The 25,057-nt window shown below is 69.7% G+C and carries 23 protein-coding genes, 2 pseudogenes and 1 CRISPR repeat array (1 of these 26 cut by a window edge); of the genes and pseudogenes, 16 read left to right on the forward strand and 9 right to left on the reverse strand.

The window, feature by feature from the left end; all coding sequences use genetic code 11:
• Positions 1-194: a CRISPR direct-repeat array (repeat unit 37 nt; unit sequence GTGGCGGTCGCCCTCCGGGGCGACCGAGGATCGCAAC); it begins 274 nt to the left of the window's first position.
• A gap of 221 nt (positions 195-415) precedes the next feature.
• Positions 416-1,441: an L-threonylcarbamoyladenylate synthase gene (locus tag NE857_RS32240; RefSeq protein ID WP_254419015.1), complete on the forward strand. Its 1,026-nt coding sequence runs from the start codon at positions 416-418 to the stop codon at positions 1,439-1,441.
• On the opposite strand, the gene NE857_RS32245 is transcribed toward NE857_RS32240, so the two are convergent.
• The 3 genes from NE857_RS32245 to NE857_RS32255 are packed head-to-tail and all read right to left on the reverse strand — an operon-like array spanning position 1,428 to position 3,264.
• Positions 1,428-2,816 carry a UDP-N-acetylmuramoyl-tripeptide--D-alanyl-D-alanine ligase gene (locus tag NE857_RS32245; RefSeq protein ID WP_254419016.1) on the reverse strand — a complete coding sequence of 463 codons (1,389 nt, stop codon included), beginning with the start codon at positions 2,814-2,816 and terminating at the stop codon, positions 1,428-1,430. The two genes, NE857_RS32240 and NE857_RS32245, sit on opposite strands and share 14 nt — an antisense overlap.
• On the reverse strand, positions 2,813-2,959 hold the full coding sequence (locus NE857_RS32250; protein WP_254419017.1) for a hypothetical protein: 147 nt from the start codon (positions 2,957-2,959) through the stop codon (positions 2,813-2,815). Before NE857_RS32250 ends, NE857_RS32245 begins: the two co-directional genes overlap by 4 nt.
• Positions 2,956-3,264, reverse strand: coding sequence for a winged helix-turn-helix domain-containing protein (locus tag NE857_RS32255; RefSeq protein ID WP_245929184.1), 309 nt, complete (start codon positions 3,262-3,264; stop codon positions 2,956-2,958). Before NE857_RS32255 ends, NE857_RS32250 begins: the two co-directional genes overlap by 4 nt.
• Before the next feature lie 288 nt (positions 3,265-3,552).
• Here NE857_RS32255 and NE857_RS32260 point away from each other — a divergent pair, with 288 nt between their 5' ends.
• The 5 genes from NE857_RS32260 to NE857_RS32280 all read left to right on the forward strand — a co-directional run bounded on the left by NE857_RS32260 (position 3,553) and on the right by NE857_RS32280 (position 10,170).
• Positions 3,553-3,708: a hypothetical protein gene (locus NE857_RS32260; protein WP_254419018.1), complete on the forward strand. Its 156-nt coding sequence runs from the start codon at positions 3,553-3,555 to the stop codon at positions 3,706-3,708.
• Between the two features lie 5 nt (positions 3,709-3,713).
• Positions 3,714-5,285 carry a proton-conducting transporter transmembrane domain-containing protein gene (locus NE857_RS32265; protein ID WP_254422166.1) on the forward strand — a complete coding sequence of 524 codons (1,572 nt, stop codon included), beginning with the start codon at positions 3,714-3,716 and terminating at the stop codon, positions 5,283-5,285.
• A gap of 148 nt (positions 5,286-5,433) precedes the next feature.
• Positions 5,434-8,055, forward strand: a complete 2,622-nt coding sequence (locus NE857_RS32270) for a DUF2309 domain-containing protein (RefSeq protein WP_254419019.1) — start codon at positions 5,434-5,436, stop codon at positions 8,053-8,055.
• A gap of 48 nt (positions 8,056-8,103) precedes the next feature.
• The gene (locus NE857_RS32275; protein ID WP_254419020.1) at positions 8,104-8,628 is read left to right on the forward strand and encodes a hypothetical protein; all 525 of its coding nucleotides are present in this window, start codon (positions 8,104-8,106) and stop codon (positions 8,626-8,628) included.
• Positions 8,629-8,724: 96 nt separating this feature from the next.
• Positions 8,725-10,170, forward strand: coding sequence for an NADP-dependent isocitrate dehydrogenase (locus NE857_RS32280; RefSeq protein ID WP_017567559.1), 1,446 nt, complete (start codon positions 8,725-8,727; stop codon positions 10,168-10,170).
• Positions 10,171-10,592: 422 nt separating this feature from the next.
• On the opposite strand, the gene NE857_RS32285 is transcribed toward NE857_RS32280, so the two are convergent.
• Entirely contained in the window at positions 10,593-11,789 is a 1,197-nt protein-coding gene (locus NE857_RS32285; protein ID WP_083934852.1) for a helix-turn-helix domain-containing protein, read from the reverse strand.
• Between the two features lie 92 nt (positions 11,790-11,881).
• Here NE857_RS32285 and NE857_RS32290 point away from each other — a divergent pair, with 92 nt between their 5' ends.
• The gene (locus tag NE857_RS32290) at positions 11,882-12,592 is read left to right on the forward strand and encodes an HAD family hydrolase (RefSeq protein WP_017567556.1); all 711 of its coding nucleotides are present in this window, start codon (positions 11,882-11,884) and stop codon (positions 12,590-12,592) included.
• A gap of 319 nt (positions 12,593-12,911) precedes the next feature.
• On the opposite strand, the gene NE857_RS32295 is transcribed toward NE857_RS32290, so the two are convergent.
• Together NE857_RS32295 and NE857_RS32300 are read right to left on the reverse strand one after the other, a co-directional pair.
• Positions 12,912-13,124 carry a DUF397 domain-containing protein gene (locus NE857_RS32295; protein WP_017567555.1) on the reverse strand — a complete coding sequence of 71 codons (213 nt, stop codon included), beginning with the start codon at positions 13,122-13,124 and terminating at the stop codon, positions 12,912-12,914.
• A 14-nt stretch (positions 13,125-13,138) separates the two neighbouring features.
• Positions 13,139-14,014, reverse strand: coding sequence for a helix-turn-helix domain-containing protein (locus NE857_RS32300; RefSeq protein ID WP_026115261.1), 876 nt, complete (start codon positions 14,012-14,014; stop codon positions 13,139-13,141).
• 163 nt (positions 14,015-14,177) lie between these two features.
• On the opposite strand from NE857_RS32300, the gene NE857_RS32305 reads away from it, so the two are divergent.
• From NE857_RS32305 to NE857_RS32325, 5 genes are all read left to right on the forward strand, one after another.
• The gene (locus NE857_RS32305; RefSeq protein WP_017567553.1) at positions 14,178-14,465 is read left to right on the forward strand and encodes a hypothetical protein; all 288 of its coding nucleotides are present in this window, start codon (positions 14,178-14,180) and stop codon (positions 14,463-14,465) included.
• A gap of 47 nt (positions 14,466-14,512) precedes the next feature.
• On the forward strand, positions 14,513-14,878 hold the full coding sequence (locus tag NE857_RS32310) for an ATP-binding protein (RefSeq protein WP_184366649.1): 366 nt from the start codon (positions 14,513-14,515) through the stop codon (positions 14,876-14,878).
• Between the two features lie 228 nt (positions 14,879-15,106).
• Positions 15,107-17,449: a glycosyltransferase family 4 protein gene (locus NE857_RS32315; RefSeq protein WP_017567551.1), complete on the forward strand. Its 2,343-nt coding sequence runs from the start codon at positions 15,107-15,109 to the stop codon at positions 17,447-17,449.
• Entirely contained in the window at positions 17,446-18,579 is a 1,134-nt protein-coding gene (locus NE857_RS32320; RefSeq protein WP_184366650.1) for a cupin domain-containing protein, read from the forward strand. The genes NE857_RS32315 and NE857_RS32320 overlap by 4 nt, the downstream gene beginning before the upstream one ends.
• Positions 18,579-18,857, forward strand: a complete 279-nt coding sequence (locus NE857_RS32325) for a hypothetical protein (protein WP_254419021.1) — start codon at positions 18,579-18,581, stop codon at positions 18,855-18,857. Before NE857_RS32320 ends, NE857_RS32325 begins: the two co-directional genes overlap by 1 nt.
• 19 nt (positions 18,858-18,876) lie before the next feature.
• On the opposite strand, the pseudogene NE857_RS32330 reads toward NE857_RS32325, so the two are convergent.
• A pseudogene (locus tag NE857_RS32330) lies at positions 18,877-20,074 on the reverse strand (IS3 family transposase).
• Positions 20,075-20,306: 232 nt separating this feature from the next.
• Between NE857_RS32330 and NE857_RS32335 the strand changes: the two are divergent.
• From NE857_RS32335 to cofE, 4 genes are read left to right on the forward strand one after another with little or no spacing between them, the layout of a single operon-like run.
• A complete protein-coding gene (locus NE857_RS32335; protein WP_254419022.1) occupies positions 20,307-21,251 on the forward strand; it encodes a hypothetical protein in 945 nt (314 codons plus the stop codon).
• Positions 21,248-21,973, forward strand: coding sequence for a class I SAM-dependent methyltransferase (locus NE857_RS32340; RefSeq protein ID WP_221318899.1), 726 nt, complete (start codon positions 21,248-21,250; stop codon positions 21,971-21,973). Before NE857_RS32335 ends, NE857_RS32340 begins: the two co-directional genes overlap by 4 nt.
• Positions 21,970-22,740: an SDR family NAD(P)-dependent oxidoreductase gene (locus NE857_RS32345; RefSeq protein WP_184366651.1), complete on the forward strand. Its 771-nt coding sequence runs from the start codon at positions 21,970-21,972 to the stop codon at positions 22,738-22,740. The genes NE857_RS32340 and NE857_RS32345 overlap by 4 nt, the downstream gene beginning before the upstream one ends.
• A gap of 8 nt (positions 22,741-22,748) precedes the next feature.
• The gene (gene cofE, locus NE857_RS32350) at positions 22,749-23,552 is read left to right on the forward strand and encodes a coenzyme F420-0:L-glutamate ligase (RefSeq protein ID WP_184366652.1); all 804 of its coding nucleotides are present in this window, start codon (positions 22,749-22,751) and stop codon (positions 23,550-23,552) included.
• Positions 23,553-23,580: 28 nt separating this feature from the next.
• Here the strand turns inward: cofE and NE857_RS32355 are convergent.
• Together NE857_RS32355 and NE857_RS32360 are read right to left on the reverse strand one after the other, a co-directional pair.
• A pseudogene (locus tag NE857_RS32355) lies at positions 23,581-23,969 on the reverse strand (transposase); the annotation flags it as partial.
• A 37-nt stretch (positions 23,970-24,006) separates the two neighbouring features.
• Complete coding sequence (locus NE857_RS32360) at positions 24,007-24,954, reverse strand: hypothetical protein (RefSeq protein WP_184366653.1); 948 nt, start codon at positions 24,952-24,954, stop codon at positions 24,007-24,009.
• Between the last annotated feature and the right edge of the window lie 103 nt (positions 24,955-25,057).

Below are 25,057 nucleotides of genomic sequence, written 5' to 3' on the forward strand. Positions count from 1 at the left end.
GGCGGGTGCGGCGGGTGGCGGTCGCCCTCCGGGGCGACCGAGGATCGCAACTACCGTGTACACGGTAGAAAGCCCGGAGGGTCCCGTGGCGGTCGCCCTCCGGGGCGACCGAGGATCGCAACCAGTTCCCGGACGCGCGCCACCAGTGCGGGCACGTGTGGCGGTCACCCTCCGGGGCGACCGAGGATCTCGGCACCACCGCCTACCAGATGACTGTGGTGCCCAGGCGGACCTGGTGCGGATGGCGGTGGAGACCTTAGTCCCAGCGGTGGGGGCGGCGTCGACCGGCTGAACGCCGTAGCGCCCGTCGACGATAGGCTGGGATCGCTGCTCCCAGGAGGGCCGACGGCATACGGCGCGGCACCTGACCACACTGAACGCCGGTGCGTCAGATTGTTGTTACGAGGGGTGAACGGTGATATCGGATCAACCAGAACTCGCGCTCGACCGCATCGAGTGCGCCGCTCGCACCCTGGGTGCGGGTGGTCTGGTCGCGTTCCCCACCGAGACCGTGTACGGGCTCGGCGCCGATGCCGAGAACGTCGGCGCTGTGGAGCGTGTCTTCGCGGTGAAGGGGCGGCCCACGACGCATCCGCTGATCGTGCACCTGGGCGGCGCGCATCAGCTCGCCGAGTGGGCGGCCGACGTGCCCGACACGGCGCACCTCATCGCCGAACGCTTCTGGCCGGGTCCGCTGACGCTGGTGCTTCGGCGAGCGGACCGTGTTCCCCGCGCAGTCACCGGTGGCCTCGACACCGTCGCGCTGCGGGTGCCGAACCATCCGGTCGCCTTGGAGACGCTGACGGCTTTCGGCGGCGGGGTGGCGGCTCCGTCGGCCAACCGCTTCGGCGAGGTCAGCCCCACGACGGCCCGTCATGTCCGTGAGGGGTTGGGCGCGGACGTCGACTATGTGCTGGACGGTGGCCCGTGCTCGGTCGGCGTCGAGTCCACCATCGTCGATCTCACGGGTGAGCCGGCGATCCTGCGCCCCGGCGGTGTGAGCCGAGAGGATCTCGAACACGTACTGGGCCGTGCCGTGTCGGTGCGGGCCAAGAGCGCTGTTCGGGTTCCGGGCCAGTTCCCGTCGCACTACGCGCCGCGGGCCCGGGTTCTCCTGGTCGAGCCGGACCGGGTGCTCGACAACGCCGAACTCCTGGTGGGGCGAGGGCGCCGGGTCGGTGTCCTTCTTCCCCCCGAGTTCGCGGGTGACGCCGCTTCGTGTTCCGCGCGACACGTCATCGCGGTACCGGACTCGGCCGCACAGTACGCGCAGCGGCTCTATGAGTTCCTCCACGACTTCGACCGGCACGAATGTGAGGTCATCGTGGCATCGCTTCCCTCCCCGGAGGGGATCGGATCGGCGATCGCGGATCGGCTCGGCCGGGCGGCCGGGCCCCGTGATCAGGCGAGTCGCGACTCCAACCGATTCAACGGTCGTTGAGGGCGGCGACGAGGTCTTCGAGGCGGGCGGCCCGGGAGGCCTTGATCAAAACGAGATCGCCGGGGTGAAGGCCGCGGTGGAGGGCGTCGTGGGCCTGCCGTGCGTCACGGACGGAGACGATGTCGAGGTCGTCGCGTGCGGCGCGGGCGGCGTCGGCGATCAGGGCTGCGTGGTCATCGCCGACCACGACCAGGAGGTCGAGAGCGGCCTGTGCGGCGAGCACGCCCAGGTGGCGATGGGCGTGAGCGGCGTGCTCTCCGAGTTCGGCCATCTCTCCCAGGACCGCGATGCGGCGACGCGCGGTCACCGAGGCCAGCGCGGTGAGTGCGGCCGCCATTGAGTCCGGGTTCGCGTTGTACGCGTCGTGGATGAGGGTGACGCCGTCATCGCGGACGATGGTCTGCATGCGTCCGGCGGATCTGGGTCGCGCGTCGGTCAGAGCTTGGGCGATCATCGCGGTGTCCAGGCCCAGGCCATGAGCGGTCGCCGCGACGGCGAGCGCGTTGCCGATGTGGTGTCGGCCGGTGAGCGAGAGTGTGACGGGCGCGGCGCCCTCGGGGGTGCGCAGGGTGAATTCCGCGCGACCGTCCGGGGTGAGGCGCACGTCGCGGGCGTGCACGCGTGTCGGGCCGGGATGGTGGCTCCACCACAGGGGACGGGCACGGGTTCGGTCCGCCATGGCTGAGACGAGCGGATCGTCGGCGTTGAGGACGGCGAGGCCGCCGTGGTCGGCATCGGGGAGTCCGGCGACCAGTTCGCTCTTGGCCGCGGCGATCCCGGCCTGCCCGTCGGGGTACTGGCCGATGTGGGCGGTGCCGACGTTGAGCACCACGCCTACATGGGGCGTGACCAGGTCGCACAGGTAGCCGAGGTGCCCGCGGCCCCGGGCGCCCATCTCCAGGACGAGGTAGCGCGTGTCGGGGGTGGCGCGCAGGACCGTGAGGGGGAATCCGAGTTCGTTGTTGTACGAACCGTCGGTGGCGGTGACGGGACCGTGGTGCGCCAGCACCTGGGCGGCGAGATCCTTGGTGCTGGTCTTTCCGTTCGATCCGGTGATGCCGATGACGGTCGCCGACAGCTGGCCTGCCACGTGGCGGGCCAGCGCGCCGAGCGCGACGGTGACATCGGCGACCTGGACGGCCGGGGCGGCCACCGGCCGTGAGGCGAGTACCAGCGCCGCGCCTGCGGCGATGGCGGCCGGGGCATGGTCGTGCCCATCGGTGTGCCGACCGGGGACCGCGGCGAACAGGCCCCCGGGGTGGACCCGGCGTGAGTCGATGCTCGCGGGTGCCGTGACCGGCAGCAGGGGGTCGGTGCCAGCGGTCAGGTGGCCTCCGGTGGCCGCGGCGACGGCGGCTGCGGTCAGAGGTATCACGTGGTCGGGCTCCTGCGCGCGAAGGCTCTCGGCTCGTCGGTGTCGACGTCGTCGGCGAGGGCCGGGACCGGGGCCCGCTGTTCGGCGTGTCGGGTGGCCAGTGCGACGCGTGCGTCCGAGTAGGGGTGGGCGGTGGTGGTCACAGGGCCTGGTCAGGGCCGTTGCGGGGACTGATGAGCATGGCCATCAGTTCTCCTATGGCGGTGTCGCGGTCCATCGGATGCCGTAGTGACAACTCGGCGTGGAGCCGGTAGCGGTTGCGGCGCCCTTCGCGCTCTCGTTCCAGGTATCCGGCTTCGACGAGGTCCGCCATGATGCGCTGTGCGGCCCGTTCGGTGATGCCCACCTGCTCGGCGATGTCCCGCAGCCGGGCCTGGGGATCCCGCACCACGCACAGCAGTACGTGGGCGTGGTTGGTGAGGAAGGTCCACTCCTGCATATCCGCCATGGCACCCCGTCCCAGGTAACCCGTATCACGATTTTCAATACGCGCTATTGGTGTCGTACGATCCATGTCGTGTATCGTAACACGCGTCATCAGTGTCGTGCTTGGGAGGTGGGTGTCATGGGTGTCATGGGCGGCGTCGGGATGACGTGTGTGCCGACCCGGGGTGAGCCGACGGCCGACGAGGCTTCGCGGGGTCGGGTGCACCGGTGGCCCCCGTCACCGGACACGGCGATCGGCACCGGCTTGCCGGGCGCCCTCGGGCCGGAACGAGGACGGCCACTGCGCCGCGTGACCAGCGGTGAGCCCGAACGGGTGCGGAGCAGCGGTTTCCACGGGTGCGCTTTGCCCGCACATCCCCCGGAAGCCCTCGCCACCGACGTCACCGCGGCCCCGGCCTCGGGTCGCGCCGCGAAGGGCGCTGAGACGGAAGGTGCGGCCGCGTGACGGGGATGCTGCTGCTGGCCCTGGTAGCCCTTCCCGCCGTCGCTGCGGCGGCCGGATCGATCCGGAACCTGCGTCCCCTGGCTCCCGTGCTGGGCGCGGGCGCCGCACTGTCGGCGACCGCACTGGCCGGGGTCCTGGCCGTTTCGGTGGCCCTCGGCGGGCCGGTGGCGATGGTGCTGGCCGCTCCGGACGGACGTGTCTGGACCGGGTTGGCAGCCGACCACCTCGGGGCGATCGTGCTGTTGCTAGTGTGCGCGATCAGCGCGGTGGTCCAGGTGTTCGCCCTGCGCTACCTGCGCGGCGACCCGGCCGCGGCCGCGTTCGCCATCACGGCCGGGGCGCTGACCGCCGCGACCGCGGCGATGGTGGCCGCGGTCACGCTGGTCACCCTGGCGGTGGCGTGGTCGCTGACCGGTGCCGCCCTGTGGCGACTCGTGGGAATGTACCGACCCGCCCCTTCGGCCATCGACGCCTCCCACCGCACCGCGCGTGTGGTCATCATCGGAGACGTCGCATTGTGGTCCGGGGTGGTTCTCGCGGTCGCCGCCTGGGGCGATCTCGACCTGCGCGACCAGAACGACATAGCCTTCGGCAGCGCGGTGGGCACGGCGGTGGCCTGCTCGCTGGTGATCGCCGCGGCCGCACGGTGTGCGCAGTTGCCTTGGCACCGGTGGCTGTCGGCGACTTTGGCGGCGCCGACCCCGGTCTCGGCGCTGCTGCACGCCGGCGTGGTCAACGCGGGCGGGGTGCTCCTGGTGAAGCTGTCGCCGATCTTCGGTGCAGTCCCGGCGGCGACACACCTGGCGTTCGCCATCGGCGCCGTCAGCGCTGTGGCCGCCACGGCGATCATGCTGACCCGCCCCGACGTCAAGGGCTCGCTGGTGCACTCCACGATCGGGCAGATGGGGTTCATGCTCATGACCTGCGCGCTCGGCCTCTACGCGGCGGCGGTAGTGCACCTGTTGGCGCACGGACTGTTCAAAGCCGCCTTGTTCCTGGGCTCGGGGTCGGCGGTGCAGCGCTACACCCAGCGCATCCTGGCTCCGCCCGCGCCCCGGTGGACCCCCGCGCGTGCGGTGCAGGTGGCCGTCCTCGCCGGAGCCGTCGCGGTTGCGGCCGTGGCCGTCGCGATCTGGTGGCTGCCCCCGCACACCGGAGGCGCGGCGCTACTGATCTTCGCCGCGGCCACCGCCGCACGGCTGGCGTGGGGATGGCTGCGGCGCCACCCGACCGTGGGGGCGCTGGCCACCGTGGTGGTCGTGCTGCCGGGTGCGGTGATCGGCTACCTGGGCGTGGTGGCCGCGGTCACGGAGTTCCTGGCCCCGAGCATGCCCGTCGCCGCCACCGCCGCAGTTCCGGCCTGGTTGCCGGCGATCGTGGTGGCGGTGCCGGTGGTCGGAGCGCTGTTGGTCCACCGGGCACACGCACTCGGTCTCGGCCGCTGGCGCGACCGCCTCTACGTGTTGGCGTTGTCCGCCGGACAGCAGCGCACGCACACCACTCCGGGTCTCCCGTCACGTGCGGTGCCCGCACCGCACCCACGGCCGGTGCCCCTTCCCGAGGGGGCCGGGGCGTGATCGGCCGGGCCCGGACCCTCGACGGGACCGCCGGACGGCTTCCGGCGCTCTGACCGGAGCCACCCGGGTCTCCCGGAAGCGCGGCCCCAGGGCTTCACGCCGTCGCGCGTCCCGCCACCGTCATCACAGCAGTGAGGAGTCGCAACCCATGACCATCGGACCCATCACCAAGGCCGCTCCCGAGCCCGCCGCCTCGGCAGCCGCCGTGCGTGCCGTGATCGCCGACGCCGCCGCGTTCTTGGCGCCGACCTGGCCGCTCGCCGACTTCATCGCGGTCAACCCGCTGTCCGGCCTGGTGGACCGCCCCTTCGCGGACGCGGCCATCACCGCCGCGGACCTGCTCGGAGCGCGGGTTACCCCGGACGAGAGCTGGCTGCGGGCGGCCTGGCGGCACGGGCGGATCACCGACGACGACGTGCGTGCCGCGTTGATCCGCCGCCACCCCGAGGTGCTGCGATGCCGACCGCTCACCCTCGGCTGCCGGCCCTACGACCCGGTCGAACTCCTGTCGGCCGATCTGCACCAGGGCATCACCAACCCCCCGCCGATCCGCCAGGCACGCACAGCGACTGAAGCGCTGGCCCCGGACATGGCCGCCCTCCTCGACACCCACACGATCCAGTGGTGTTCGGCTTATTTGGACGAGGGCCAGTCCACCTGGCGGATGCCCGGCCGCGACCGAGGCTTCTACCATGCGTGGCGGGCTCTGGCCGTACACGACACGGCCCTGCCGCGGCGCGTGCGCACACGTCTTCGGGACCTGCCCGAACGGGCCGAGCAGGCCGTTGCGGAGGCTCTGGCCGCCCTCGGTGTCCCGGACGACCAGTGCACCCGCTATCTCCAGGCCCATCTGGCATGCCTTCCCGGATTCGCCGCCCACATCCGCTGGCGGGGCGAACTGCAGGGCAGTGGTATCGACCTGGTCGCCTACCTCGCCCTGCGGTTGACCACCGAAGCCGCCGCGCTCACCGAGACCCATACCCGCGGTACGGCGTGGAACTCGGCCTCCGCCGACCTGCTCGACACCAGGCAGGCCACCACCGAACCCGAAGATCGGGCCCGCCACCTACTGGAGGCCCTGAAGATCACCGACACCGACGCGGCACAGCGCACCGAATTGGCGCGGTTCCTCGACCGACTCCCGGTGGAACAACGGACCCTCGTCTGGCTGGACGCCTACGAAGACCACTACCGGAGCCGACTGCTGCGCACCCTGAGCCGCTCGGAGCCCGAGTGGACCGACGCCCCTCCGCGGGCACAGGTGGTGTGCTGCATCGATCCCCGTTCCGAGGGACTGCGCCGCCACCTGGAAGCGCTCGGCGACTACCAGACCCTGGGCTTCGCCGGATTCTTCGCCGTCGCCATGCGCTACCGCGACCTCGCCGGAGGAACCGCTCGCGCCCAGTGCCCGGGCCCGATCACGCCCCGGCACACCGTCACCGAACGCCCCAGCGAGGGCCGACAGCGCGCGGCCGAACGGTCGCTGACCGGTCGCCGGGTACTCGCCGCGGCCGACCACTCCCTCCACGCCGCCAAGGACGACCTGGTGGCACCGTTCGTGCTCGCCGAATCGGCCGGTTGGCTCCTGGGCCCGTTGGCCGCGGCCAAGACCTTCACTCCCGGTGCCGTCGGCGCCGCCCGCGCGTGGTGGACCCGCCGTATCATCACCGACCCTGCGACCGAGATCTCCCTCGAGGACGCCTTCACCCCCGAGGAGCGCACCGCGACCGCCGAAGGCATCCTCACGCTGATGGGTTTGACCCAGGGGTTCGCACGCCTCGTCGTGCTCTGCGGGCACCGTGCCCACACCGACAACAACCCCTACCAGGCCGCACTGGACTGCGGTGCATGCGGGGGGCACCCCGGCGGCCCCAACGCCCGCGCCGCCGCCGCCCTGCTCAACGATCCACAGGTCCGCCGACACCTCGCCGAACGCGGCATCGGCATTCCCGACGACACCCGGTTCGTTCCGGCCGAACACGACACCACCACCGACACCGTGCGCCTGTTGGACACCCACCTCCTGCCCGACACCCACCGCCGGGACGTCGACCGGCTCACCGCCGATCTTCGCACGGCCGGCGCACACCTGGCCGCCGAGCGCTGCGCCACCCTACCGGGCGCACCTTCCCGGCCCCGCCCCCGGCAGGCGGCGCGCCACACCCGCACGCGCGCCCGCGACTGGGCCCAGGTCTTCCCCGAATGGGGTCTGGCCGACAACGCGGCCTTCCTCATCGCACCCCGCGCCCTCACCCGGGGGATCGACCTGCACGGCCGTCTGTTCCTCCACGACTACGACCCCGACCTCGACCCGGCCGGCACCGTCCTGGAGACCATCCTCACGGCGCCGCTCGTCGTCGCGCACTGGATCAACAGCCAGTACTACTTCGCCGCCACCGATCCCCAGGCCTTCGGCGCCGGCAGCAAGGCCCTCCACAACGTCGTCGGCGGTGGCCTCGGTGTCATGACCGGTCACACCGGCGACCTTCGGTCCGGCCTGCCCTGGCAGTCCCTCACCGACGGCCACCACACCAGGCACGAACCGCAACGCCTGCTCGCCATCGTGCAGGCACCCTTGCAGCGGTTGGACACCCTCATTGCGCGTCACACCGTGCTGCGTCACATGTTCGACCACGACTGGGTCGGTCTCGCCGCACGCGAGCGCCCCGATCAACCCTGGCTCCGCTACACCTCCACCGGTTGGCGGCCCTGGCTTCCGGCCACGGCCACCCCCGAGGGCGGCCGTCCGTCCGCACCGCTGAGCACATGACGACCGGCACGTGCAGCGCCACTTCACTCCAGGGAAGGGAAGTACCCGATGAACATGCTCCTGTTGGTTCGAAGCGTGGACGACGTCAGGTCCGCGGTCGAGAACGTGAGCGACTATCTGGTCAACCATCGACGGCAGTTCGGGGATGAACCGGGATCGAACCGGCTGCTCGGGGTGTGGATCCGCCCCGAACTCGAAGCCGGACTGCCCGTGTCGTATGCGGAAGACACCGACGCCGCCCCCTCACAATCACACACCGGGAAGGCGGTGTGGATCGAGAGGTCGTTCTCACTGGCGGGCATCTGGACCCTGTGCTGGATGGACGGACCCGCCCTGCGGGAAACACCGGATCCGTTCGAGTGGCAGAACCGGATTCTTGACTCCCTGGTGGCGGGCCCAGTGCCCGAACCGGGCTCTCCGGAGGTGTTCGTGCCCGTCTTCGCCGAGGGTGACGCCGTGGAGACGAGCATGACGGCGCTGCGGGCCCGGCAGCCGCACCTGATCACCGAACACTGGTACGTCCATGACCGAGAACACGGCATCGTCGGGCCGCTGAAGCCCACGGAAGAGTGAGCGCTTCTCTCCTGCCACCACGTCACCCATCGCATCAGACCAGCCGACCGACCGGGGAACCCGTCCCGGCCGTCGATCACGAGTCGAGGAGAGATCATGACGTCGTACCCGACACCCGTACCGATCACCGTTGCCCACGGTGACGGAATCGGTCCGGAGATCATGGAGGCCGCGCTATCCGTGCTCGACGCAGCCGGAGCGGCCCTCGATATCGACACGATCACCATCGGAGAGTCGGTCTACCGGGCCGGTAACCCCGCCGGCGTCACTCCCGAGGCGCTCGAATCCATCCGCCGCACGGGCGTGTTCCTCAAGGCCCCCATCACGACCCCGCAGGGCGGTGGATTCAAGAGCCTCAACGTCACCGTGCGCAAAACGTTCGGCCTCTTTGCCAACGTCCGGCCGTGCGTCGCCTACGCACCGTTCGTCGCCACCAGGCATCCCGGTATGGACGTCGTCATCATCCGGGAGAACGAGGAGGATCTCTACGCGGGCATCGAACACCGCCAGACCGACGAGGTCGTCCAGTGCCTCAAGCTCATCTCCCGGCAGGGGTGCGAGCGGGTGATCCGTTACGCCTTCGAGTACGCCACCACCCATGGGCGGACCAAGGTGACCGCGTTCACCAAGGACAACATCATGAAGATGACCGACGGCCTGTTCCACAAGGTGTTCGACGAGGTCGCCACCGACTATCCCGAGATCCGAGCCGAGCATTGGATCGTCGACATCGGTGCGGCCAAGCTCGCCGACACCCCCGAGGCGTTCGACGTCGTCGTCCTGCCCAACCTCTACGGCGACATCCTCTCCGATGTCGCCGCCCAGATCGCCGGATCGGTCGGCCTCGCCGGAAGCGCCAACATCGGTGAGCGGATCGCCATGTTCGAGGCCATCCACGGATCCGCCCCCCGGCGGGCCGGCCAGGACGTCGCGAATCCCTCGGGGCTGCTGCTGGCCGCGGTGCAGATGCTCGTCCACATCGGACAGACCGACGTCGCGAGCAGGGTGCACAACGCATGGCTGCGGACCATCGAGGACGGCGTCCACACCTATGACGTCCACCACCCCGACACCAGCACCGCCGAGGTCGGCACCCGGGCGTTCGCGACCGCGGTCATCGAGCGTCTCGGCCAGGGCCCCGAACGGCTTCCGGCGGCTCACTACACGCAGCGCGGGCCGATCACGGTGCAGCTGAAGGACCGGCCCCCTGCCGCCAAGACCCGGCTCGGCGTCGACGTGTTCGTCCACGAGAACGGGACCACCCCGGCCGAGCTCGCCGACAGGCTCGTCCCGCTCGCCGGACCGTTGCGGCTTGACATGATCTCCAACCGGGGTCAGAAGGTGTGGCCGGGCGGCGCGGCCGAGACCCTGCTCACCGATCACTGGCGATGCCGCTTCCTCGACCCGGACGGTTCCACCACCGCCGCCGAGATCGTCGCCCTCCAGTCCCGGATGGTGGAGCACGGCATCGAACCCATCAAGACCGAAGGTCTCTACGCGTTCGACGGCGAGCCCGCCTTCACCCGTGGCCAGGGCCAGTAGCCGCCGCGGGCCGGGACGGTCGCCCGGCCGGCGGCGGGAGGTCGCGGTGCGCGGGCCCCGGCCGAGCGTGTTCCCGTGCCGTACCACCTGCCGGTGGGCGGTACAGCGGACTGTTCGAGGATCCTCGTGACTCGGTGTGAGCTGCCGCGGCCGGATCGACACGGAGATGCATGGCGGTAGTCTGCGGCCCGTGAGGGCGGGGACCCGGACCACCAACCATTGGAAGGCCGGGGAGATTCACGGGGGCGGTCTCCCCAAGTTGGCCCTGCGCTTCCTGTTCAGGCGCTCGTCTCCGCACGCGCGGGGCTGGTCGTCGGGGGTGAGTCTGCGGGGGCGGCGTCCACAGAGCCATGGCAGTAGTGCTCCCCGCAGATGCGGAGGTGAGTACAGCGTGCTGACAGTGGTGGGGTCTAGGGAACAGCTCAACTGGACAGGATGGTCCCTTCCAGGTTCAGGCGCCTGGTCAGCGAGATGGCCTGGGTGCGCAGCGCGGGTCGGGCGCGGTGTACCACGCGGTTGAGGATCGTGTGGGCGTCGGGGTTGAAGCGCAGGTCCTCGGCGCCGGTGATCTCGGCCTGGAGCAGGTACAGCATCGCCGCGCCCGGGTCGTGCTGGAGGACGTGGCCGCGCGCCAGGTCCAGGGCCCAGGTGGTGTGCCGTTCGCGCGAGGCCAGGGCGGAGGCGTCGACGCGGTCGGCCATCGCCAGCGCCGAGGCGGCCTGACCTTGTTCCAGCTCGATGTTCATCATGTGCATGCCCACGTTGACCGGGCCGAAGCAGGTGCGCCCCACGTTGGTCTCGCCGGTACGGTCCGCCAGAGGAGCGGCGTGTTCCTCGATCCACCGCAGGGCACCGAAGGCGTCACCTGATCGGGCGCGGGCGACCGCGGCGGTCAGCCACAGCGCCCCGGTGATCGCGGCGACCTCGCGGCCGGAGGCGGGCCCGATGCGGGAGGCCGCCTCGCGGGCGACCTCCAGGGCCGAAGCGTGTTCACCGAGACCCAGGAGCGCGTGCGCGAGGTTCCACCGCGCGGTCGCCACTCGCACGGGATCCTCGGATCGCTCGGCCGCCCGGAGTCCGCGTTCGGCCGCCAGCAGAGCCAGGTCCGTGAGGTTGATCCGGCGTGCCACCGTGCGCAGAAGCCCGTAGGTGTCCGCAGCCAGGGCCCTGTCCGCGGGGGATGGTTCGGCAGCGCAGTACCGGACCACGTCCCTGGTCAACGGGACGATCAACGGGAAGAGCCTGCTGTAGCGGTCGGGCGTTCCCTGCCAGATCTCCCATGCCCGGTCGACGCGCTCGCGCAGTTCGGGAAGGTGAAGATCGGTCGCGTCACCGGCGGTGGTGCCCGAGTGGAGTGCGCTGTGCAACTGCGTCGCGATATGCCCATCGGTAGGCTCGGCCGGGATGTCCTTCACCTCACCGAACAGTTCTCCGACGGGTACTTCGAGGGCACGGGAGATGGCCTCGACGGTGTCGAGGGTAGGGGTGCGCTGCCCGCGCTCGATCTGCCCCAGATACTCCGGATTCAACCCGGCCAGCCCCGCAATGACCGCCTGGGACTTGCCCTGACGCCGACGATGCCACCGTAGTCTCTGCGCGAACGACTTCCCCAGCGACATGTCCGGCCTTTCAACGTGAGGGGCGCGGGCCAGAAGCCCATCGTAGAACGGCGCTTTCGACCACCGGCCGCCTTTTCCCCATCGGAGGCACGATGCCCGACACCCTGCTCGTCCTCTGGGACGTGGACCACACCCTGATCGAGACCCGAGGCGTGGGTGGCGAAGTGTTCGCCGAAGCCTTCGAAGCCGCCACCGGGCGTCCCCTGTCCGCGGGGATGGCCAAAGCCGCCGGGCACACCGAACCGGTCCTGCTGCGTAAGACCCTCCACCTGAACGGGATCACTGATCCGGGACCGGAGGTGTTCGAGCGGTTCCTGCGGGAACAGGCCGACGGATACCGGCGACGCCAGGACCGGCTGCGGACGCAGGGCCGAGCCCTGCCCGGAGTCACCGAGGCACTCCAGACCTTGAGCCGACGACAGCACATCGTCCAGAGCGTGCTCACGGGGAACACACGGGCGGCGGCGGAGATCAAGCTCGCTGCCTTCGGCCTGGACCGATGGCTGGACTTCGATCTGGGGGCCTACGGCGACGATGACGACAACCGCCCAGCCCTGGTCGAAGTCGCACACCGACGCACTGCGGAGAAGCTGGGGAAACCGATCAGCATCTCGCAGATCGTCCTGATCGGCGACACCCCTAAGGACGTGGAGGCCGCGCTGACGTCCGGAGCTCGTGTCCTCGGAGTGGCCTCCGGGGCGAGTTCGGTCGAGGAACTCCGCCGGGCGGGTGCTGACCGGGTGCTCGCGTCCCTCGCCGATACGGACATCGTGGAGCTGCTCTCCGAACTCGTCGAGAAGTGACCATTCCTTCGCCATCTCAGTCTTGCCGGGTGTGCGGGGTCCTGGCCCCCCGCATGCTACCGACCGGGCCCGTCCGCCGGGAGCACGCGAACACCCAGCTCATCTGCTGCGGGGCCGGTGTCGATCCATGTCGGACGTTTTCCTAGCTCTGCGCTCACCCTTGCTCGGGGCCAGAACCATCGACCGGCCACAGTCGTAGCGTCGTTCGTTCATCGCGTGACGAAGATGGGCGACCCGGTGCGGCTGTATTTCGATAAGGAAGAACGGAAGGGTCCCACCAACCGGTGGGACCCTTCTTCCTGGTCAGGTAGAGCGGACGCTAAGAACGCACCCGTTTCGCGGCGGCCACGAGGCCCGACCACTCACCCGACGGGAACAGCAGAGCGCCCAGTTCCCGATGCCGGGTGTCGCGCACGGCCGACACTCCGGGAAGATCCCCGACCTCCACGCAGTCCTGGCCGTGGGACGTGGAGTAGCTGGCCTTGCGGAACACGAAGTCCCGGTCCGCGGTCCGGCGGAGAGGGTGAGTCACGGCGGACGTCCTTTTCACAGGTTGTTCAGTACTTCTTCCAGATGGGCCACGGTCTCGTCGGGAGAGGCGGCCCTGGCCGATATGTGATGGAACACCAAGTCATATCGGTCGGTCTTGGAGGTCTCCTCCAGCAGGAGGCTCTCGGTCAGGGTCTCCAGGTGCACCACCGGGCGTTCGGTGGGTTCGAAGTTCAAGATGGCGAACGGCGAGCCCATACCGGGGTGGGCGCCGGTGCTGTCCAACATCACCTGGAGCGTGAGGTGCTCCGCTTTGGTCAGCTCGATCAGGTGTCGGATCTGCTCGGCATGTACCTCGGAACTACCAACGGGTTTGCGGATCGCCGCCTCGTCGACGACGGCCCACACCTGGGGCGGCTCCGGGCCGCTCAGGATCGACTGGCGCTTCATGCGGGCTTCAACTCGCCGCTTGATCTCGTCCTCGTCGCGGATCCCGCCTCCGCGCACGACCGCCGTGGCGTAGCCGGGAGTCTGGTACAGCCCGGGCACCAGATACCCCCACGAGCGGATGCGGCGGGCGGCGGCTTCGAGACCGATGTAGTTGGGGGAGCCACCGTAGAGGTCCTCGGTCTCGCTCCACCACGCCTTGCTACGGCCCTCGGTGACCAGGGTGAGGATGTACGCCCGGCGGTCCTCGTCTTCGACGCCGTAGTAGTCCAGCAGGTCCTTGACGTCCCGTGGCGACGGGCGTTTCCACTGGTTGTTCTCGATCCGGCTCAGCTTGGAGCGCGCCCATCCGAGGGTCTCGGCCACATCGACGGATGTGGTCCTGCGGCCGTCCGGCTGCACGTGTCCCTCTCGCAGTGCCCGCAGCTCTGCGCTGAGTCGGCGGCGGCGCGCCGTGGGGCTGGAATCGCTGGAACCGGTCGTCATGGGGCCTCCTCGCCTGATCTGCATCCTACGGTCCGGACGAACTCCAAGAAGCAAAAATCAGACAGTCTAAATAAGGCATTGCTTTTTAGACTGTCTGAGTTCATGATGGAGTCTCGTTCACCCCAGCCGGGAGTTCAACCCGGTATCCGTACAGGAGGTCGCTGTGCGCCACCTGCTCTTCATCGTTTCGGGGGTGTGGCTGCTCGTCCGAGCCGTGGCTTTCAAGGCCACCCGGGCGGTCGACCGGACCCGCCACCACGCAGTGCCCGAGCCTTCGCCGGTCCACGCCACCCCCGTCCGCCTCGTGCTGCCGAGCGCGACCACGGGTCGTCCCGCGCCCCGGCTCCCCGACCGTCCGCAACTGCCCTGGGAGAAGGCGGGCGCCGATCGGGGAAGGCAGACCCTCGTCGCCACCGCTTCCCCTCACAGCCAGGAAGGCCGGGAGTGGTGATCACCTTGAGCGCGACGCAGGCGCCCTTGCGCCAAGGGAGGCGCACCTTGCCGGGAGAAGACCTCGGGTCGGTCTCGAAGGCCCGTTCCTGGGTGACGGGGACCCTCCTCCGCTGGGAGGTGGAGCCGCCCGAGGAACTCCCCATGCTCGTCTCGGAACTCGTGACGAACGCGATCAAGCACACCCGCAGCGGTCTGCCCGATGGCCGGGTCACCCTCCGACTCGACATCTATGGAGATCGGATCCGGCTCGTGGTCAAGGACGCTGGCCCCAGACCCGGGCGCCGCGTCCGGCGCGGCGATCCGTCTCCGGAGGACACACACGGCCGCGGCCTCCTCCTGGTCGAGGCCCTGAGCCTGGCCTGGGGGCCGATCAACACCGGCTCCGGCGTGTTCGTGGAGATCTCCCGATAACAAGCGCCCTGCGCATCCGGGGCGATCCCCGACCCCATGCGCGGGCCGAACGGCCGCCGCCTGCCGTGGGAACCCCGGTTCCCCGAAGAGGGCGGACAGGAGCGACGGCGGCCCCTCCCCGGGACCGTCCCCCGGGGCACCGGGTGGGGTCATCCGCAACGCGATGCCCCCACCCGGACCACGAACGAACAACCCTCCGCCCGTACCGGGCGCGCGAGGAGGTCATAGATGCGCAGACACACGAGTGCGGTCGTCGTCGCCGTCCACGACGGCTGGTACGGATGCGGCACCGGCGCCGGGCACAGCAACCGGCGCCTGATCGAGATCCTCGACGGCATCCCCGATCCGGCCGTGGACCTTGTGGTGCTTCCGGTGGAGGTGTCCGCCGGAAGCCGACACCATGACCGGGACTGGCACCGAGCTCTCACCGACAGCCTCGGTACGTCGAGGACCGTGCGCGTTCACCCGCTGGCCAACGGCACCGGGGGCCGGAGCCGGTTCGGTGGAATGCCCGCGTTCGCCGCTCTGACTCGGGACACCCTGTTGGCGCTTGAGCAGGTGATGGGCTCCTACCAGCGCGGATTGCTCCTGCTCCTGGACGTGCCCTTTCTCGAAACGGCGGCCCGAGCCCCGAGACGTTCGGGGTGGGAGAGCTTGGTGCTGCCGCGTTCCAGCGCGGCCCTGCACTGCCCCGGGAACCTGGGACGCACCGCCTGGGAGGCCAGCAGCCTCCGTGCGGCGGCCGCCGCCGGAGTGCGCATCGGCGCGATCGCCCCGTTCATGCGCCGTCACCTGACCACGGACCTCGGGGTTCCGGATGCGTGCGTCGTGGAGGTGACCAACGGTCTCACCTCTGCCGACCACCTCTTCCATCCGTCCCGAGGCGCGGAACTGCTTCCCGAAGGGGTGGGAGAGGAGGGGTTCGTCCTGGCGCTGGGGCGAGCGGTCCCCCGCAAGGGCTTCGAGGACCTGCTGGAAGCATGGTCGTTGCTGACCTGCGCCGGAGCGAACCTGCCCCACCTGGTGCTCGCCGCGGTCTCCGAAGCCCCGATGACCGCCCACCAACGCGAGTTGGCTGCGCTCATCCGCGATCGAGCCCTCGACGCCAGCCTGATCACGCGCTTTTCCGCCCGGGCTCGTTCCCTGATGGCCCACCCCGGGGTCCGCGCGCTGGTCGTGCCCTCCCGTGTGGAGCCCTTCGGGCGAATTCCGCTGGAGGCCTACGCCGCAGGAGCGGCTCCGGTTGTCGCCACCACCGCTGGAGGACTCGCGGACCTGGTGACCAACGGCGTCTCCGGGTTCACCTGCCCCCCTTCGAACCCCCGCTCCCTGGCCGACGCCCTACGCCGGTCCCTGCTGTTGAGCGAACCCGAGCGCGAGCGGATGCGCACTGCCGGACGGGGCATCCTCAGGGCTCACGACTACCGGAAGACCCTGTCCCGTATGGTCCAGGGACTGGCCCCGTGGGCACTGTCCCAGGGCAGAACCGTCGTCGACATCGGGGAGACCCGAAGCGGGGTGCGGGTACTCCAGGTTCCCGAACTCTGCGGCTGGAATCCCTACGTGCAAGCGGCCGAGACGGCGCTGTGTGAGGCCGGACTGCACGTCATTCACCCGGGCCTGTGCGTGGATTCCCCTGCGGCACCGCTGTTCCGTATCGGCGGATCGGTGACCGGAGAGGCCGACGTGGTGCACCTGCACTGGCCTGAGAAACTCGCCCGGCAGCACGGTACGCGCGCCGCACTGGACCTCCTGCACCGCATGGTCACCTCCGGGGCGGTACTCGTGCAGACGGTGCACAACACCACGCCGCACGAACCCGATCCAGAACTTTGGGGATACCTGTGCGAGGTGGACCGCCTCACCCACGGCGCCCACTTCTTCTCACCTGACCACGAACGCGCCGTCCGCGCCGCGCGCCCCTGGTTGCCCAGCGGGACCGTGCACCTGCCCCACCCCCTGTTTCCCGACCCTCGCCCGGTGCCCCCGACGCGTTCCGGCGGCTTGCGGATGGGCTGCTTCGGAAGAGTCCGTGGCTACAAGCGCACCCTCGACTTCGCGAAGGTGTTCCTGGCCGCCGCCCCGCCGGGCGCAAGCCTGCTCGTGGCCGGGCACCCCGACTCGGCTACCGCGGATTGCGCCCTGGCCGACCTGGCGGGAGACGACCCCCGGTTGGACTACCGGCCGGGATTCGTCACCGACGCACGGTTCTGGGAATTGCTGGGCGAGGTGGACTGGGTCGCGTTGCCCTACACACACCTGTACTCCTCGGGGGTCCTCGTCTCCGCACTCCAGGCGGGGCGTCGCATCCTCAGTTCCACCCCTGTCGGCGGAACCGCCTTGTACACCGCCGAACCCGCGCCGCCGTGGTGGATCACCACCGACCCCTTCGACCACCGCACCGCACTGACGCGCTGGGCGGAGACCGCCCCCGCCGTGACCACCGGACCCGATCGGCTCCGCCTGCCCTCCTGGGAGCAGGCCGCGACCGCACTGACCGGCTTCTACACGCATCTGCTCACCACCGCTCCGACCACCACGCGCCCCCCGGCCCGCCTGGGTGCCGCATGAGAGCGAGGCTCACCATGATCTTCACCGCCCCCATCCACACCCCTGCAACCGGCGGCGCCACCTACGATTTCGGCACCCACGCCAACGACTTCCTCGTCCGCCGTGAACAGGCGGGGGCGACGGAGGTGTTCACCGTTCGCGTTCCGGGCGGCGGCGCCGTGCCCGAACACGTGCACACCGACATGGAACAGACCTTCGTGTTCCTGTCCGGTGTCGGCACCGCCACCCTCACCCACGGCACCCGCCGCGCGCGGTACACCTGCCGCCCCGGGGACACCCTGTTCGTGCCCACCGGGTGGCAGCACACCCTGGCGGCCGACTCCCTGAGCGGCGTCACCTACGTCTGCGTGAACGCCTTCCTTCCCGACCGGGAACGGGTCGGGGACACGGCGGTGGAGCACGCCGATCTCGTCGCCCCCCACTTCCCACCGCTCTCCACCCGCTCCAGCAGGGAGGAGGAGCTGCGGGTGGCGCTCGCACGAGCGGCGGAGACCGGCTTCACTACCACCCCGGAACGCATGGTGCCGGCAGACTTCACGGCCTTCGACGCCACACTGCTGTCCGACCCGAGCACCTACCGGGTCCGCCAGGTGGGTCCCTTCCTCTACCCGACCCGGGTCGCCCCGGCGCCCCGGGTGGTTGGGGTCCGCGAGGCGGACCTGCTCCACACCGCCTCGGCTGCAACGGGATTGCGAGTGTTCGTAGAAGGCAGCCAGTCTCCGCTGTCCGTCAAGCCGCCCTGCGCGGCCTCGGACGTGGACGTGCTGGTGGCGGTGCAGTCCGCTGAGGAACTCGACTCCGCGCGTCTCTTCGCGCCGGTGCTCGTCCAGGCCCTGCGCCACTTGGACGCGGAGGTCTCGGTCGGTGTGATCCACATCGGCTGGCTCGGTCTACCGGGGTTCTACTCGGCGATCTCCACCGACCCCGCCGACCCGGATCGCACCTGGTGGGAGGCCGACCAGAAGTCGCGATTGGCCGAAGCCGAACACCGGATGCGCAATGCCCTGGACAGGGTCACTGATCCGGTCTGGTGCCGTCGCCTGTTGGAGCAATCCCAGACGCTACTCGAATGCACGGAGCAGGCGCTGGGCGAGTTCCAGATCTCCCCTCGCTGGAAGGGGTACCTGTGATGCTCCCCGACCACCTGACGCAGGTGTTCGCCTGGCTCGACCCCACCGCACCCGCGCACACACCGTTGGCCGATCTGCGCACCACCACCCGCCGCAGGTGGGATCCCACCTGGGACGAACGCTCGGCCGCGGTGCGGGAACCCCTGCTCTTCCCCCTGCTGTACACGGCCAAGCCCCAGCTCAACCCGACTGCGTTCCACCAGCTCGTGGACTCCGCTTGCGAGGCCGCACGCTTGGGCACCCACGTGCTGCTGGTTGATGTTGCTTCAGTTCGGTAGACACCTGTGAGCTGGGGTTTTACGCGGCCTGAGACAGCGCCGCAAGCCTGTCTTGAGCAACTTCGGTGTGGCGACGTTCATACTCAGCCGGGCTGAGCTGACCATTGGCCGAATGCCGCCGCCAGGGGTTGTAGAACCCCTCGATATAGGAGAACACCTCCCGCTCCGCATCCGCCCTGGTGGCGAAACGGGTGCGGTCGATCAACTCGGTCTCCAACGACGCGAAGAAGCTCTCGGTGACGGCGTTGTCGTAACACGACCCCGTCCGCCCCGTCGAGGGAGCGATCCCTGCCTCTTCGCAGCGGCGACCAAAGGCCAGACTGGTGTATTGCGATCCCTTGTCCGAGTGATGGATCAGCCCCGGACCGGGACGGCGGGCGGTCACCGCCATGGCCAGCGCGTCGCAGACCAGATCGGCGCGCATGTGAGGGGCCATCGCCCAGCCCACGATGCGGCGCGAGAACAGGTCCATCACCACCGCCAGGTACACCCACCCCTGGTCGGTGGGCACGTAGGTGATGTCCGCGCTCCACTTGGTGTTGGGGGCATGGGCGGTGAAGTCACGACCGACCAGATCCGGTGGGGCTGTGGCCATCCGGTCCTGGGAGGTCAGGCTTTGCGGCCGGTGCGGCGGTGGACCCCGACCAGGCCCTGGCGGCGCATCAGCCGGGTGATGCGGTTGCGTCCAGCGCGGATGCCGTCGAGCTCGGCCAGGTCGGCCTGGAGCCTGGGGGAGCCGTAGGTGCCGCGGGAGCGCTCGTGGTGGCCCTGGATGCGCTCGGACAGGTCAGCGTCGGAGCGTTCCTTGGCCGTGGGGCCGTCCTGGATTCGGTGGTGGTGTTTGTAGTAGCCCTGCCGCGATACGCCGAGCAGCCGGGACATCAGGGAGACGGAGTGGCGTGTCTTTTCTTCGTCGATCAGCCGGAACATCACCGACTGGTCTCCCGGACGAAGAAAGCCGTGGCCTTGCGCAGGATCTCGCGCTCTTCGCGCAGCTGGGCGTTCTCTCGGCGAAGGCGGGCCAGTTCGGCCTTGTCATCGCTGGTGGTGCCCTCTGCCTGGCCGGAGTCGATCTTGGCCTGATTGATCCAGGTGCGGATCGTCTGGGCCGAGGGTTCGAACTCAGCTGCCAGGTCCTCGGGGCTACGGCCGGAGCGGGCCAGCGCGATGATCTGATCGCGGTACTCCGGCGGGTACGCAGGGCGGGTCTTGGGCACTTCAATCTCCTCGTTCAATGACAAAGTATCCGAAAGCGGACACCTGTCCACCGAACCGAAGCAAGATCAGGTGTCGGTACCGGCCGCCCGGCGAGGCCCCTCTGCGCAGGCCGCCGAGCGGGTCAAGCTGATCGCTGCGGCTTTCGCCGACCACGGGTTCGATGTGCGCGCCGGCGGAGACGCCACTACCACACACCCCGCCGACCTGGTGGGTAGAACGTGCGGATCACCCATGAACCGCCGCACCATCGATCAACCCGGCCTCCTGGTCACCGCGGCAGCCGACACCGCCCACACCACCCACGTCGTTCTGAGCGACGGGCTGGCCGCCGGAGAACAGCTCCGTTCCCTGCGTCTGCACGCGCCTTGGGCCCGTCTGCACGACCCCCGCAATCCCTTCGCACCACCACCGCCCGGCGCCAAGCGACCTCCGGCGGGCACTGACGCCCTATGGGCGAGCGCCCTCACCCTGGAGTTGACCGACACCTGCGACGGGGGCGTGCACACCGAGTCGATCGGCACGAGGTTGGGGCCACTGTGGCACCGGCTCCTTACGACCGGACTGGTCGGCCAGCGCACCGCCCCGCCCCAGCAGGAACCGACCCGCCTGCACAGCCGCACTCACGCCCTGGGCGACCCCGTGACGGTGCCCCTCTTCGGAGCCCCCGCGCTGTCGCAGCAGACCCGCACCCTCATCACCTGCGCGGCCCTGGCCGGGCCCATCACCCTGGTCATCGACGACCTCACCCCGCCCCTGGTCTACACCGGACACGATCCTGCCGCCGTCCGCGACCTCTACACCGCCACCGCACACGAACACGGCGGCGACACCGTGTTCCTCAGCGACCTGGACCGGCTACCCGAACTCCTGAACCACGCCTTGGAGACCCTGACCCTGGTCGACCTGCACCGAGCTGTCGGCCCCCGCTCCCATCGCGTCCGCGGCCACCTCACCGCGTTCGACGCCCTGCACCTCGCGGTGATGGGCCTGGCCTGCACCCAGCGCCCCCAGAGCACCCTCGCACTCAAAGCCGCCAACGCCGCCGACCTGCGAGCCCTGACCCCGATGTCCCCGCCCTCCCGCACCCTCACCGTCACCGGCCACGCCAGCGCCGATGACACCTACCTCCAGGTCCCCGCCCACTGGGCGACCACGCGAAGGGAAACGCACTCATGACCGAGGCCCTGACCGAAGATCCGATGGCCCTGGCCTTCACCGACCGGGACCTGTTCTCGGCCCCGCTGCTGGTGGAACGCACCGACGGGCACACCAGCACCACGGACCTGGCGTGGTGGATGGACCAGCCCGGCGCTCGCCCTCCGGGAGACCTGGCCGCGCTGGCCTGGGTCCGGCCTGGCACCGCCCTGGACATCGGCTGCTCCACCGGGCGCCACCTGGCCATCCTCACCGAACGCGGGATCGGTGCCCGCGGCATCGACACCTGCCCTCCGGCCGTCGAGCTGGCCTACGAGCGTGGAGTCGAGGCACAGCTCGCCGACGCCCACACCTACACGCCGATCCACCCGGTGGACTCCGTCATCGCCCTCGGCGGCGGGCTCGGCATCGCCGAGACCAAGGACGACGTTCCCCTGTTCCTGGAACGGCTGGCCTCCTGGCTCGCGCCCGGTGGCACGATCATCACCTCCAGCGTGAACTGGAAGACCACCGCCCACGCCCACCGCGCCTGGGTGGACAACGCCCTGGCCCAGGGACGCTACCCCGGCGATGTGCGCCTGCGCCTGCGCTACAAGAACACGGTGGGGGACTGGTTCGACTGGACCTGGATCGACCCGGACACCCTGCGCACCCTCGCCGCCGAGGCCCGGCTCACCGTTACCCGCACCCAGACCTTCGGTCCTGCCTGGTACGCCGCAGAGCTCACCCGGGAGGCGTGGTGAATCGGCGGACCGTGCTGCGGGTGGTCACCGGAGCCGCGGGGCAGATCGGCGGCTCCCTGACCACGCACCTGCGCGCCCGCGGTCCGGTGCTGGCGGTGGACCGCCGTCCAGCTCCCGGCGTCGTCGAGGTGGACGTGGCCTCGGAGGAGTTCGCCATGCTGCTCCGTGAACGCCTCACCCCGATGACCGGCCGGGTGGAGCTGTTCCACACCGCCGCCCACCTGGGCCCGCGCATCCCCATCGCCCACACCTCACCAGCGGCGTTCTCTGCTCTGGTCCACGACAACCTCACCGCCGCGTACGTCGCTTTACGTGCCCTGGTGATGGTGCTGGAGGAGCGAGACCTGAAGGCCTCTGCGGTGGTCCTGTCCTCCGTCGGTGCGACCCGGGCCCACCGCTACCAACCGGCTTACGACGCCGCCAAGGCCGGAGTGGAGTCGCTCGTCCGCTCCTTCACTCTCGAACACGGTGCGCGGCTCTGTCCTCGTGCCGTCGCCGTCGGTCCCTTGGCCGAATCGGCGAGCACCGCAGCCGACGGAGAACGAGCCGACGACCTCATCGCCCTGGTTCCCCGCGGCACCTACATGCACCTCGCCGAACTGGTGGAAGCGCTGGATGCCTTCGCCTCCCCAGCCTTCGACGGCGCCTGCGGGCACACACTCACCCTCGACGGCGGCCTGAGCAGTCAACTGCGCCCCGCCGCCATCGAACGCCCACCCGACCGGTCTGCCAAAACTCCTGCACCATCGGCTGCTAACTCGGAATAGTGAACACCATGAGCAACTGGGACATGACCCTGCGCGCCCTTCCCGGCATCCCCCGCATCACCGTGGGAGACGACCTCGGGCAGATCATCGTCGACGCCGTCAACGCCGATGGACACCGTCTCCACGAGGGCGACGTCATCGTCGTCGCCCAGAAGATCGTTTCCAAGGTCGAGGACCGGGTCGTGCGGCTGAACACCGTCACCCCGACCCCCCGCGCCGAACGCCTGGCGGAGCTGACCGGGCGCGACGCCCGGTTGTGCCAGCTGTACCTGGACGAGTCGAAGGCGGTCGTGGAGATCATCGGACGCCACGTCGTCACCGTCGACAACCGTGGCATGTACGACACCGCCGCTGGAGTCGACCTGTCCAACAGCGGGGTGTACGAGGAGGGGTGGGCCTGCCTGCTCCCCGTCGACCCCGACGCCTCGGCACGGACCATCCGCGACCGCATCCGCGACCTCACCGGCACCACCGTGGCGGTCATCATCTCCGACAGCCTCGGCAACCGATGGCGGGAAGGCTCCGAGGGCCAGGCGATCGGCCTGGCCGGGATCGCGGCCGTCGAGAAAGCGGCGCCCGATGCCATGGACCTGTACGGCAACCCGAGCTGGGGAGACCTCAACCGCGTAGACGAACTGGCCGGAGCCGCACACGCCCTCATGGGCCAGACCAACGAAGCGATCCCCGTGGTGCTGATACGTGGTGCCCCGTACACCATGGACGAGTTCGCCAGCATGCACGACCTTTTGGTGGAGGTGCCGCTGCCTGAAGTGGACGCCGACATCGAGCTCACCCGGCCGCCGAAAGGCTGACCGGAATGCAGTGACAGCCGGGCGGTTACCCATTCTTGCCCCGATCGACAAGATTCGGGCCTGTCAGGTCCCTTCTTTGAGAGCCCGCATCTTCACCCAGTCGATCGCGCACCGCGACCAGTCCAGCTCACCGCGGGAACAGAGCTCGTCCAACACGAGCCGGTGGAACTTGGCCCAGACCCGGGTCCGGGTCCACTCGGTGAAGCGCCGATGCGCGGTGGGCCCGGAGAGGCCGAACACCGGCAGGAGCCGGGCCCAGGTGCAACCGGACGTGGTCACGAAGATGATCGCGGCTGGCACCTGGTGGTCGCAGTGTCTGCGCCGCCCACCACCTTGAGGTCGGGTGGGTGCCTGGGGCACCACCCGCTGGAACAGTTTCCACAGCTCGTCGGGCACCAGCCGTTCCACCATCGACACAGGAGCAGGCTACCGAGAACCTAAATGAGATGGGCTCTTACGCCTGTCGATGCTCTTGCTGGTTGAGAGCAGCAAGCACCCGCGCCGGATTCTCGATTAGCCTGAACAGGCCGCTCGTCCGGCGCGCCCATCGCTCGGGATCCTCTCCCTCGGAGAACGCTGCGGCCGACGCGAACTGGTTCCGGAGGTTGACCGGCAGGCGGTCAGCCAGAACCGCGCCGAGCTTGCGGCCCAGCGCGGCTCGCGGCGAAGTAGGCCGCATAGATCGCCTCAGCCTGCCGGTTGCGGGGGTGAGGGCGTCAGAGGCACTCTTGAGGGGCGCGACGACCTCACACACCCAGTTGCCGTCCCAGGCATCGGGCAACGGGACCGCGACCTGCTGGACGCCAGCGATCGCTTCACGCCCCAGGGCGAGGGAGAGCCCGCCGGGGTCCTCGTGGTAATTGAGGTAGCGGGCGATGTCCACGCCTGGAGGGCAGACCTCGTCGAGGACGACGTCGCCGACGAAGTTGCTGGGGTCGATGAGCCAATCCTCCCGCACCACAACTGATGGCTTGAGGTACACCCGGTAGAGGTGGAACTGGCTGCCGTGGTCGGCTTGGTCGCGCATCCGCCTCAGCATGTTGTGGACCGCGGCCTCGTACGTGCCGACGTGGAGTGCCTTCGGCCGCTGGTCGCCGCCCATCATCATGCGGGTCTCGGGCGTGAGAACGGCTGCCGGGTCGAAGTCCCTCGTCGGCCAGTCCGGCTGCGTGCTGGTGTGGTACCAGGAGAACTGCGCGATATTGGAGTCGTCGAGCGCTGGGTCTTCAGGGTCGACAGTCACCCGGGGCGGGTCCTCGTGCTCGCAGGTCATGCCGCAGCCGGGGCAGGTCTCCTCCGCCTGCTCCCACCGGTCGATCCAGTCCGGATCGACGCGCCACCGATGATCGCAGTGCCCACAGAACATCCACCGCTCGCGTGAGAAGTCGACCCGTCGTTCCATGGCCTCATTCTCCCGTCGCGCAGGGCATGATCGCGAAGGTTGGACAAGACGGGGTACGACGTCTTCAGATCGGCATCGGACAGGTCGGTGGGATAGGTGGGTC

This window comes from Nocardiopsis exhalans (assembly GCF_024134545.1).
GTDB lineage: Bacteria > Actinomycetota > Actinomycetes > Streptosporangiales > Streptosporangiaceae > Nocardiopsis > Nocardiopsis exhalans.